Here is an 11,344-nt window from a genome sequence, read left to right as displayed (position 1 = left end):
CTGTTCTGTTATGACATTTTTTTGCGAAATTTGTGAGGGGAAAGCTGGTTGGCCTCCTGAAATTTTTTTATAAAATAGCTGGTATTGTTAAAGCCCACGTCAAGAGCAATGTCCGTGACCGAAGCATCTGTATGCAGAAGAAGGGATTTTGCCTTCTCAAGCCTGTAATCATTCAGATAAGCGGCTGCCGTTTTTCCAGTATACTGCTTAAAAAGCTTCATAAAATAAAATTCACTGTAATTGGAAAGCCCTGATAATTCTTTAACAGACAAAGGCTCCCGGTAGTGGGCACTGATGTAGTCCAACACCTTTTTTATGGATAAAAGATTTCTGTTCTGCTCTGCATCCGTGGTAATAATATAATTTCCTGCAAGCATTTCATAAAAAAGTCCGTAAAAAAGCCCCTTTAATTTCATATAATAGAAAGGCGGCTTGTCCTTATGGCACTGATGGATTTCACAGAAGAGATGGAAAATGTTGCCGTAGTTTTCATGGGAACGGGTGATCAGGTGAGTGAATTCCGCCCGGTTTTCCATAAGAAGGGAAATCACCTTTTCCTGGCAGAGATCTCCTGCAGGTCCGGCCAGAAAACTAAGGTCAAACACAACGCTTCTGTAATATAAAATATGCCGGGAATCGGATTTAATTCCATGAAGAACCCCGCTGTTTACAATAAGAAGATCTCCCTCCTTCAGGCGCAGGGTCTCCCGGTTCAGCCTTGCAAGGCCGCTTCCCTGGTCGATGCAGATGATCTCCATTTCCTTATGCCAGTGGTTGTAAAGGGAGCGGAAAATCACGCAGTTATCTGTATAGGTTTCCACAGGCAGCTCAAAAGAACCATGAGTCTCCAGTTCCTTCATGGTCTCGTCAACATTTGGGGAGATTTCTGTTTTCTTCTCTGCCATCATGACCTCCTTATAGTATGTGCCGTTGCTCCCATTATACGTTACAGGTGAAGAAGGTGCAAGCCTGATACACCCTGTAAAGTGTCCGGGAAAATAATTTTGAAAAACTGCGGATAGTATTGGAAAAGCAACTGTGGTAGTTTATAATGACACTGTAATAAGCCTAAAAGATAGAGAGGAACATGACCGTGAAACTGGATTTTAAACAGGCAAGAGACGCATTTGAAGCGTATTTAGATGAGTATGACAGAGAAGATGAGAAAATAAAATTAAAGATTGTTCACACTTATGGCGTGGTAAAAAGTGCCCGTGAAATTGGCAAAAGAATGCATTTAAATGAAGAAGACCAGCAGCTGGCAGAGCTGATCGCGCTGCTTCATGACATTGGAAGATTCGAGCAGCTGCGCCTGTATAACAGCTTTTCCCCGGACACGATGGATCATGCAGCGTTTGGCGCACAGCTTCTTTTTGAAGGGGAAAACCCTATGATCCGCAGATTCCTTCCAGACCCGGAATTCGATGAGATTATCCATACAGCAATCGCCAGACACAGCGATTTTAAGTTGGAAGGAATTACAGATGAAAGAATCCTTTTCCATGCAAAAATGATCCGCGATGCAGATAAGCTGGACAACTGCCGGGTTAAGCTGCAGGAGTCCGTTGAGGCAATGATCGGGGTTCCCCAGGAGAAAGCCGGAGAGGGGCTGATCTCTCCAAAGGTATGGGAATCCTGTCTGAAAAAAGAAGCTGTTTTGTCTCCGGACCGTGTGACATCTGTGGACTACTGGGTGTCCTATGTGGCGCAGTATTATGACCTGAATTTCAAAGAAACCTGGCAGATCATGAAGGAAGAGGATTACATTTCCAGGATCATATGGCGGCTGGATTATAAAGAAAAAGATACTCTGGAAAAGATGAAAATCCTGGATCAGCAGATGAATGATTATATGGAGAATATCTTATGCTAAATGAGAAGATTTCCTATCAGATCATCCGAAGCCAGCGAAAAACCATGAGTCTGGAAATCAAACCGGATGGTCAGATCATCGTCCGTGCACCTCTTCGATTATCCCAGGTGAGAATCCGCAGATTTGTTGAGCAGAAGCAGGAATGGATTTTGAAAAATCTGGAGAAAATCCAGAAAAGGGAAGTGCAAAGAGAAACAGTTCCGGGACTTTCAAAGGAAGAACGAACCCGTCTGCAGCAGGAAGCCTGCCGGAAAATTCCAGAGCGCACAGCCTATTTTGCAGAAAAAATAGGGGTAAGCTACGGAAGAATTACCCTGCGCCAGCAGAAAACAAGATGGGGCAGCTGCAGTGCAAATGGAAATCTGAACTTTAACTGGCTGCTGATTCTGGCACCGCCAGAGGTGCTCGATTATGTGGTTGTCCATGAGCTCTGCCACCGCAGACAGATGAACCATTCCCAGGCATTCTGGAACGAAGTCAGCGCAGTTTTGCCCGGTTATAAGGAGCAGAAAAAATGGCTGAAGGACAACGGCTGGAAGCTGATGGAGCTTGGCATGCAGGAGTCTAAGTAACCAATTTTAGATAAGAAATGGAGCAAAATACAGTGAAAGTAATTGCAGATCTTCACATTCATTCCAGATATTCCATGGCTACCAGCAAGCTTGGAACCCCGGAATATCTGGATCTTTGGGCAAGGAAAAAGGGGATTACCCTTATTGGAACAGGGGATTTTACCCACCCTGCATGGAGGGAAGAACTAAAAGAAAAACTGATCCCTGCAGAGGAAGGCTTATATCGCCTGAAGGACGAATATGTGCTGGAAGAGGCACGAAACCTTCCCGGACAGGCACCCCGCTTTGTAGTAACAGGTGAGATCAGTTCTATTTATAAAAAGAATGGAAAGTGCCGGAAGGTTCACAATGTACTGCTTTTGCCAGGCCTTGAAGCGGCAGATCAAATGGCAGAAAGCCTGGAAAAAATCGGAAATATCCATTCAGACGGCAGGCCCATTCTCGGCCTGGACTGCCATGATCTTCTTGAGATGCTTCTGGAAAACTGTCCCCGGGGAATGCTGGTTCCAGCTCATATCTGGACTCCGCATTTCGCATTATTCGGAGCTTTTTCCGGCTTTGATACCATGGAAGAGTGCTTTGAGGATCTGACTCCTTATGTGCATGCTGTGGAAACCGGACTGTCTTCCGACCCGCCGATGAACTGGCGCTTATCTGCTCTTGACGGACTTCAGCTTATCTCAAATTCAGATGCCCACTCCCCTTCCAAGCTGGGAAGAGAGGCCAATCTTTTGGACATTGATCTTTCCTATGAGGGGCTTCACGGTGCCATTCAGTATGGAAAAGGCCTGGAAGGAACCCTGGAATTTTTCCCGGAAGAGGGGAAATATCATTACGACGGACACCGGAAATGCCACATCTGTTTAAGCCCCGAGGAGGCAGAAAAATACCACGGAAAATGTCCGGTATGCGGGAAGAAACTAACCATAGGGGTAGACCATAGAATCATGGAACTGGCAGACAGGGATGCCGGATTTGTGAAAGAAAATGCCAGACCTTTTGAGAGTATTGTACCCCTTCCGGAGGTGATTTCCGCCTGTGTGGGAAAGTCTCCTGCAGCCAAAACCGTAACCGGAGAATACGAGAAAATGCTTCAGAAATTTGGCTCGGAATTTGCAATTTTGCGAAAAGTTCCTATAGCAGATATAGAGCGGGAAAACGGCACCAGAATCGCGTCCGGAATTCAAAGATTAAGAGATGGAAAGGTAATCTGCACACCTGGATTTGACGGAGAATATGGAAAAATCCGTCTGTTCGAGGAATGATAATAAACCATAACGGGAGGAACCGGATATGTCAGAAAAAATAAAAATGGGGATTATTTCAGATACCCATGGGCTTCTTCGGGAAGAAGTGAAAGAGCGATTGAAGGACTGCACTTATATTTTCCATGCAGGAGATGTGGACAGGCCGGAAATACTGGATGAGCTGCGTACTATGGGATTCTTGTATGTGGTGCGCGGCAACAATGACGGATACTGGGCGCAGAATTTAAGGAGAAGCCTGAACTTTTCCGTTGGAAATGTAAAGTTTTTCATGGTCCATGACAGAAAGGATGCGGCATGGGAGCTTGGGGATACTCAGGTGGTAATTTTTGGGCACAGCCATAAATATTTCTGTCAGGAAATTGACGGACGGCTTTGGCTGAATCCGGGAAGCTGCGGGAGAAACCGATTTGGCGGCGAGGTGACAATGGCAGTGATGACTGTGGAAAATGGTTCCTGGGAAGTAGAAAAAATCGTGCTTCAAAAGGAACGGCTGTAGAAAAAAAGCCCAAAAGCAGCCTGATAATTGTCGAAAGATGACATTGAAATTTTAACTGTAGAAAAGGTATAATGGGGCAGACAAAAAAATGCCATGAAAGAAATGAGGATTTGCAGTGGAGAAAAAAGAAAACGATGTGAAATTCATTGTGGGAATAATCATTCTTCTGGTAATCTTTGGCGTAGTAGGAGGATCCTTCTGGAATCTTGTTGCGAAGCAGGCTGAGAAGGATAAGCAGGAGGAAGCCCGCCTTGAGCAGGAAGCCATCCGCGCGATCTACGTAGAAGCCGGAGATGTACTGAAAGAAATGGTATTCGTGGATATGGACAAAAAGACGGTTTTCAAGGCAGATATTCCCAAGGAAGGAATTTATAACAGAAATGACAAGCTGATTGCCGGAGACACTCTGGAAAACGGAGATATGGTTAAGGTCTACGGCGATGGGAATATGACCAAATCCATACCGGCAAGCTACCCGGGCGTGACGAAGATGAAGCGGAATGGACGGGCTACACTGGAGGAACTGCAGCCGTATCTGGAAATTGCAAATGGACTTCTTTGTGGAGACAGCGAGGAGGAAGACAAAAAGTGAAATATCTCAGGCAATTTTGTATTATTCTGCTGATTTCAGCGTTAGGGGAGGGATTACATATCCTTCTGCCCCTTCCGGTACCAGCCAGCGTTTATGGGCTTGTACTGATGCTGGGTGCACTGACAAGCGGAATTTTGAAGCTGGAACAGGTGGAAGACGCAGCAGATTTTCTGGTTGAAATTATGCCGGTTATGTTTGTACCGGCAGGGGTAGGCCTTCTGGAAGCATGGGGAGACCTGCAGCCCATCTGGCTTCCTGTTGTGATCATTACAATTCTGACAACTGTGATCGTAATGGTAGTTACGGGACGCAGTACCCAGTTTGTAATCAAAAAAGACAGGAGGAAAGAGAAGAAATGATATCTTTTATTGAGAATTCCCTGTTTTTCGGGGCAGCAGTAAGTCTGGTAGGATATGAGATTGGACTTTTGCTGAAGAAAAAGTTCAAGATGGCATTGTTTAATCCTCTTCTGATTGCGATTTTGTGCGTTATGGGCGTGCTGCAGCTGATGCAGGTGGACTATAAGACCTACAATGCAGGCGGGCAGTATATCAGTTATCTGCTCACTCCTGCTACTGTGTGCCTTGCAGTGCCCCTGTACAGACAGCTTACTCTTCTTCGCAAGAATCTGAAGGCGGTTATTATCGGGATCGTTTCCGGTGTGCTGGCAAGCATGGTAAGCGTTCTGGTTTTTGCAAAGCTGTTCGGACTTTCCCATTCACAGTATGTAACTTTGCTTCCCAAGTCCATTACAACAGCCATTGGAATGGGCGTATCTGAGGAACTGGGCGGTCTTGTGACCATTACCGTTGCAGTTATTATTATCACCGGAGTACTTGGAAATGTGATCGCAGAGGCAGTCTGCAAGATCGCAAAAATCGAGGAGCCTATCGCGAAAGGGCTTGCGCTTGGTACATCCGCTCACGCTATCGGTACTGCCAAGGCTATGGAAATGGGACCGGTAGAAGGTGCCATGAGCAGTCTTGCAATTGCGGTTGCCGGTCTTCTGACGGTTATCACAGCGTCTGTTTTTGCCGGATTTATGTAAAAACAGGATTCTAACATTTAGGATTCGGATATTTTAATATGCGGGATATCACCGTTTGCTGTTTTAAGGCATAGAGCAGTATGCGGTGATATTTTTTTGCAGAATTTCCTCCATGTTTACAAAAAAAACGAACAGATATTCGAATAAAATGATTTCGTGCCGTTTTATAGGACTAATATTGTGGTAGACTAAGTACATAAAAGAAAACATGTTCGGAAAATATGTTCGATACATGTTGCTTGCGGACAGACACTGCATGAATCAGAGGAGGAAGAGATTATGTGGAATTTAGGGAGAAGAACCAGTCACAGGAAGGCGGCACTTGCAGAAGGCTATATGGATGTTGTGCAGGAGAAGGACAGTACGAAGAAGTTCTCAGGAAGCACAGCGATGGTGCTCGGCATCTTTATTACTCTGGAGATCATGATAGGAGGTGCCATGATATTTAATTATGATTTTCATGGGGCAGATATTATTGCTCTGCTCTTTGCTTTTATGGTATTATATTCTGGAGTCGTAGCAGTATTGACGGATAAATAGGAGTAAGGATCATGCCGAAATCTTTCCAGCAGAAACTGAAAATTTTATATCTCATGCGGGTGTTTGCGGAGAAGACAGACGAAGCCCATCCCATGAGTGTGAAGGACCTGATTGCTTATCTGGAGAATTTCGGAATTCATGCAGAACGCAAGACCATATACGATGATATTGAGACTCTGCGCGTGTTCGGTATGGATATTATGAATCGCAGGGAAAGACCGTCGGGGTTTTATCTTGCCAGCCGTGAGTTTGAGGTTGCAGAGCTGAAACTGCTTGTTGATGCAGTCCAGTCCTCCAGATTTCTTACCACAGGCAAATCCCGTCAGCTTATCCAGAAGCTTGAGAGTCTTACCAGTATTTACCAGGCCAAGGATCTGCAGCGGCAGGTGATCGTACAGAACCGTGTGAAGAATACAAATGAGAATATCTACTACAACATAGATGAGATCCACAGAGCCATCTCTCAGAACAGGCAGATCAGCTTCCAGTATACAGAATGGACCGTATCCAAGGAGCGTCAGCTGAAGAAGGGCGGAGCGCGCTATCAGATCAGTCCGTGGCAGATGATCTGGCAGGACGAGAATTACTACCTCATTGGAATTGATGAGAAGAGCGGAATCGTCAAGCATTATCGTGTTGACAAAATGCTGAAGATCGTCATGGAGAAGGACAGCAGGAATGGGGAGGAGCTTTTCGAGAGGTTTGACAGCGCCAGATTTGCTGCCGGTACTTTCGGGATGTTTGGCGGCCGGGAAGAGAATATCAGCCTGGAATTTGAGAATCATCTTGTTGGAGTCATGATCGACAGATTTGGCCAGGACATTATGGTTATGGCCAAGGACAACGAGTACTCCGTTACCAGAGTGCAGGTAAATGTGAGCACCCAGTTTTATGGATGGCTTGCAGCACTTGGCAGCAGCGTCAGATTACTTTCACCGGAGAATGTGCGTAAAGAATACCGGGACTTTCTGAAGAAAGCCCTGGAGAATTATGAAGGATAAAAGCATGACGGTGAAATCCAGACTTTTGGAATTATTAGAGCAGCACAAAGGTGAGACATTGTCCGGAGAGGATATTGGACGAGAGCTTTCCTGTACGAGAGCAGCTGTGTGGAAGGCTGTGAAGAGCCTGCGTCAGGAGGGATACCCCATAGAGGCAGGACCGAATAAAGGCTATGTTCTTGCCAAGGAGAGCAATCTGATCTCAGCGGAGGGTATTCGTCTTTTTCTTGATCAGCCTAAGGTAGAGATTAAAATATTTGATGAGATCAGTTCTACGAATCTGGAAGCCAGACAGGCTGCAGTAAGCGGATTGGCAGGACATGGTTCCTTTGTGGTAGCTATGGAGCAGACTGCTGGAAGAGGACGCAGAGGCAGAGGTTTTTACTCACCGAAGGGAAGCGGGATTTATCTCAGTGTGATTCTGGAACCAGATGAGACCCTGGAGGGAAGCCTTCTGATCACCACTGCGGCAGCGACAGCCGTATACAAGGCTGTGAAGGAAGTGTGCGGCATTGAACTTGGAATTAAGTGGGTGAATGACCTTTATAAGGATGATCGCAAGGTTTGCGGAATCCTCACAGAGGCCGTGACAGATTTTGAGAGCGGCAGCATTGAGTTTGCTATTGTGGGAATTGGACTGAATCTTTATGTAAACCAGGAAACCCTTTCCGAAGAGCTCCGGGGAGTGGCAGGAGGTATTTATCCGGATCAGCAGGCCGCCCGAAGTGCAGACCGCAACCGCCTGGTGGCGCAGATTGTGAACCACCTTCTCAGTGAAACTAAGGATCTGAAGCTGTCTCAGGAATACGCAGCACATAATATTGTTCCGGGACACGATATTACAATTATAGATAACAAGAACAGGAGAAGTGCCAGAGCGCTGTCTATCTGTGAGGATGGCAGGCTTCTTGTAGAAGAAGCAGACGGCACCAGAAATAAGCTTTCTTTTGGAGAAATTTCCATAAAATTACCGCCGATGAACTAGAAATCATCGGCGGTAAACTTTACTCTTTGTCTGCATCTTCTGTATTTTCTATATGTGGAAGAACTGGCTTTTCGGAAATATTCTCAGTAGGGACATTGGCGGTATCCTCTGGCTGCTTCTGGAAAGATCTTACTTTTCCGGTAAGAATCTGATAGCCGGCGAGTATGATCAGAAGTCCGATGACAATAGATGGAATCTGATACATAATACTTTGTACAAGGCCTCCAAGGAAGTCTGGAAGAATCCAGTAAAGCAGATCGCTGACACCGTTCCAGACGATCGCGGCTCCGAAGACAATCAGAAGAACAGAGGCTGCTTTCAGCTGTCTTGAAGAAGTATTATGGAAGCCGGAGAAGATCTGATCCAGATGGAAGATATAGCTGTCTTCGATGGCGTAGAATTCTTCTTCCGGAAGTTCTTTCAGATTATGTACATGGAAGTAGCTGTAAAACCAGATTACAGGAAGAAAGATAACCAGAAATTCTGCACTGAATCCTCCTGCAATTGCAACGATTGCCCAGAAAAGCGTCATAATGCTGATTCCCTGTTTGAAGAAGCCCAGGTACATTTCTCCGGCACCTGGAATCAGGGAGCAGATAAAAAGTAAGAATCCGCGTTTTTGTTTTGGCATGTTAGTTACCTCCGTTTGTGATTGTATTAGAAAGATTATTAATATACTCAGCAAGCTTTTGCGAACCGCTGCATAGTCCGTCTGTGAGACTGTTGGAGAAGCTGCGCAGAGAACTTCGGGCTTCCTGTCTGGCGGCAGTGGCTTCGGTTGCCGATTTGGGTACCTGGGGCGTGAAGAAATTTGCCTGTCCCAGGCTAAGAAGCATAACCAGTGCCAGTGCTACCCCTACTACAGTTCGAAGTCCTTCATAGAAAATCCGCATTTTATGGGTGGTGTCTACAGCGGCCTTCCTGGCACGGGTATCAGGGGCTGTGGCACGTTTCATGATCGTTTCTTTCATATAAGCGGGAGCGACTGTCTGAGTGTCCTGTTCAGAATGTTCGATCAACTGCTCAAGGCAGTAATCGCATTGATCCAGATGCTCCAGAAATGAGATCATTTCGTCTGTATTCATAACATCGTTTTGAAATTTTTCAAGGTCATTATTATTGATATGCATCTAATCGCTCCTTTCTGCTAACAATTTTTTTAACATACTTTTGGCACGGTAAAGCTGTGTCTGAACTGTCTTCGGATTCTTTCCTTCCTTTTGCGAAATTTCTGCTACGGACATTTGTTTGCAGAAATGCGAGATCGCAATTTCACGGTAAGGGCTTTTCAGACTATCACACATTCTGAATACCTGTTGTTCCGAATCAGACAGCAGACATTCTTCTTCCGGTGATGCCTGGGGTGCTGAATCCGGAAGCTGTGAGAAATAAATGTCTTCCGTTGGAACCTGCCGCCGTCCGGCAGCTTTCAGGAAATCCAGACATTTATGTACTGCAATTTTGCTGAGCCATGCTTTTTCATACTGACCATCGAAATGAATCAGATTTTTGTAGGCGGACAGGAATACCTCCTGACTGAGGTCTTCTGCATCAAAGGGGTTGCCTACTGATTTCAGACAAATGGAATAAATTAAATTCTGATATTGCTCAATCAGATATTCCAGATATTGTTCCTGTAAAATGCTATCAGCCCCCTTCCTGTCCGTTCTCTTATTATAACGCGCCAGAAAAGAAAAGTACTTCAGCTTTTCAGAAAAAATTTATAAAAATTTCAGAATTGCGAGGAATGGTGAAATAGACTATAATCGTCACAGACAATAAGTCTGTTTAGAAATACAGAAAGAAGGACCCGCCATGTACGAGACAAAGAAATTATATTATGAAGATGTATACAAAAAAGAATTTACAGCTAAAGTACTGGAATGCCGCCAGGGCAAGAAAGGATATGAGGTAATTCTGGATCAGACAGCCTTTTATCCGGAAGGCGGCGGACAGCCAGGCGATACAGGTTCCTTAGGAGAGGCAGCAGTCACAGACGTTCACGAGAAGAACGGAGAGCTGATCCACTACACAGACCGTGCTCTGGAACCAGGAACGGAAGTTCAGGGCCAGATTAACTGGGCCAGAAGATTTGACCTTATGCAGCAGCATTCCGGTGAGCACATTGTAAGCGGCCTGGTACACGAAGCTTTTGGATATGATAATGTGGGCTTCCATATGGGAAGCGATGTGATTACCATTGATTTCAGCGGAATGCTGGACGAAGCACAGATGGCAGAGATTGAAGCCAAAGCCAACCAGATCATCTGGGAGAACCAGGAAGTAGAAATTTTCTACCCATCAGAGGAAGAGCTTAAGGAACTGGAATACAGAAGCAAGAAAGAGCTTTCCGGCTGGGTGCGTATTGTCAGATTTCCGGGAGCAGATACCTGCGCCTGCTGTGGAACCCATGTAACTCGTACCGGTGAGATTGGAATGGTGAAGCTCCTTTCTGTGGTCAAGTTCCGCGAGGGTGTGCGTATGGAAATGATATCCGGCAGAAGGGTGCTTGACTATCTGAACATGGTAAACGAACAGAACCGTCAGATTTCCGTGAAGCTTTCTGCCAAGATGGATAAGACTGCGCAGGCAGTTGCAAGACTTCAGGATGAGAATTTTGCCCTGAAGGGAAGAGTGCACAGTCTGGAAGAGAATTTTATTGTGAATGAAGCTGCTAAATGGAATGACTGCGAGAATCCGCTGCTGTTTGAGAACGGAATGGAAGCTGGAAGCGTCCAGAAGCTTGCGGATGCTGTTCTGCAGGTTTGCAAGGGCCGCTGTGCAGTATTTTCCAGAAATGCAGATGGCAGCTACAAGTATGCCATGGGTGAGAAAGATGGAGACCTTCGCCAGTTTACCAAAGATATGAACGCTGCACTGAATGGCCGCGGAGGCGGCAAGCCATTTTTCGTTCAGGGTTCTGTCCAGGCATCGGAGAAAGAAATCCGTGCTTTTTTCGAAGAATGATA

At 45.7% G+C, this 11,344-nt stretch carries 15 protein-coding genes; 11 read left to right on the top strand and 4 right to left on the bottom strand.

The window, feature by feature from the left end:
- Positions 1–8: 8 nt before the first annotated feature.
- Positions 9–905, bottom strand: coding sequence for an AraC family transcriptional regulator (locus DWZ38_RS18980; RefSeq protein ID WP_021925926.1), 897 nt, complete (start codon positions 903–905; stop codon positions 9–11).
- A 182-nt stretch (positions 906–1,087) separates the two neighbouring features.
- On the opposite strand from DWZ38_RS18980, the gene DWZ38_RS18975 reads away from it, so the two are divergent.
- The 10 genes from DWZ38_RS18975 to DWZ38_RS18930 all read left to right on the top strand — a co-directional run bounded on the left by DWZ38_RS18975 (position 1,088) and on the right by DWZ38_RS18930 (position 8,375).
- On the top strand, positions 1,088–1,873 hold the full coding sequence (locus DWZ38_RS18975) for an HD domain-containing protein (RefSeq protein ID WP_021925927.1): 786 nt from the start codon (positions 1,088–1,090) through the stop codon (positions 1,871–1,873).
- On the top strand, positions 1,867–2,445 hold the full coding sequence (locus DWZ38_RS18970; RefSeq protein WP_021925928.1) for a SprT family zinc-dependent metalloprotease: 579 nt from the start codon (positions 1,867–1,869) through the stop codon (positions 2,443–2,445). Before DWZ38_RS18975 ends, DWZ38_RS18970 begins: the two co-directional genes overlap by 7 nt.
- Positions 2,446–2,462: 17 nt before the next feature.
- Entirely contained in the window at positions 2,463–3,710 is a 1,248-nt protein-coding gene (locus DWZ38_RS18965; RefSeq protein ID WP_117854595.1) for an endonuclease Q family protein, read from the top strand.
- 28 nt (positions 3,711–3,738) lie between these two features.
- Positions 3,739–4,209 carry a metallophosphoesterase family protein gene (locus DWZ38_RS18960; protein ID WP_021925930.1) on the top strand — a complete coding sequence of 157 codons (471 nt, stop codon included), beginning with the start codon at positions 3,739–3,741 and terminating at the stop codon, positions 4,207–4,209.
- A 115-nt stretch (positions 4,210–4,324) separates the two neighbouring features.
- Complete coding sequence (locus DWZ38_RS18955; RefSeq protein WP_021925931.1) at positions 4,325–4,801, top strand: hypothetical protein; 477 nt, start codon at positions 4,325–4,327, stop codon at positions 4,799–4,801.
- Entirely contained in the window at positions 4,798–5,160 is a 363-nt protein-coding gene (locus tag DWZ38_RS18950; RefSeq protein WP_021925932.1) for a CidA/LrgA family protein, read from the top strand. Before DWZ38_RS18955 ends, DWZ38_RS18950 begins: the two co-directional genes overlap by 4 nt.
- The gene (locus tag DWZ38_RS18945; RefSeq protein ID WP_021925933.1) at positions 5,157–5,849 is read left to right on the top strand and encodes an LrgB family protein; all 693 of its coding nucleotides are present in this window, start codon (positions 5,157–5,159) and stop codon (positions 5,847–5,849) included. The genes DWZ38_RS18950 and DWZ38_RS18945 overlap by 4 nt, the downstream gene beginning before the upstream one ends.
- Positions 5,850–6,128: 279 nt before the next feature.
- On the top strand, positions 6,129–6,389 hold the full coding sequence (locus tag DWZ38_RS18940; RefSeq protein WP_021925934.1) for a hypothetical protein: 261 nt from the start codon (positions 6,129–6,131) through the stop codon (positions 6,387–6,389).
- A gap of 11 nt (positions 6,390–6,400) precedes the next feature.
- Entirely contained in the window at positions 6,401–7,390 is a 990-nt protein-coding gene (locus DWZ38_RS18935) for a WYL domain-containing protein (protein WP_117854593.1), read from the top strand.
- Positions 7,380–8,375: a biotin--[acetyl-CoA-carboxylase] ligase gene (locus tag DWZ38_RS18930; protein ID WP_243000382.1), complete on the top strand. Its 996-nt coding sequence runs from the start codon at positions 7,380–7,382 to the stop codon at positions 8,373–8,375. The genes DWZ38_RS18935 and DWZ38_RS18930 overlap by 11 nt, the downstream gene beginning before the upstream one ends.
- 19 nt (positions 8,376–8,394) lie before the next feature.
- On the opposite strand, the gene DWZ38_RS18925 is transcribed toward DWZ38_RS18930, so the two are convergent.
- The 3 genes from DWZ38_RS18925 to DWZ38_RS18915 are packed head-to-tail and all read right to left on the bottom strand — an operon-like array spanning position 8,395 to position 9,952.
- Positions 8,395–9,006, bottom strand: a complete 612-nt coding sequence (locus tag DWZ38_RS18925; RefSeq protein WP_021925938.1) for a hypothetical protein — start codon at positions 9,004–9,006, stop codon at positions 8,395–8,397.
- A gap of 1 nt (position 9,007) precedes the next feature.
- Complete coding sequence (locus tag DWZ38_RS18920; RefSeq protein WP_021925939.1) at positions 9,008–9,505, bottom strand: anti-sigma factor; 498 nt, start codon at positions 9,503–9,505, stop codon at positions 9,008–9,010.
- Positions 9,506–9,952, bottom strand: a complete 447-nt coding sequence (locus DWZ38_RS18915; RefSeq protein WP_243000388.1) for a sigma-70 family RNA polymerase sigma factor — start codon at positions 9,950–9,952, stop codon at positions 9,506–9,508.
- Positions 9,953–10,190: 238 nt separating this feature from the next.
- On the opposite strand from DWZ38_RS18915, the gene DWZ38_RS18910 reads away from it, so the two are divergent.
- A complete protein-coding gene (locus DWZ38_RS18910; RefSeq protein ID WP_021925940.1) occupies positions 10,191–11,342 on the top strand; it encodes an alanyl-tRNA editing protein in 1,152 nt (383 codons plus the stop codon).
- Positions 11,343–11,344: the final 2 nt, after the last annotated feature.

It is taken from the genome of Ruminococcus sp. AF31-8BH (assembly GCF_003460605.1).
Taxonomy (GTDB): domain Bacteria; phylum Bacillota; class Clostridia; order Lachnospirales; family Lachnospiraceae; genus Blautia_A; species Blautia_A acetigignens.
Note: the sequence above shows the minus strand (reverse complement) of the source record. Positions and strands in the feature narration are given on the sequence as shown.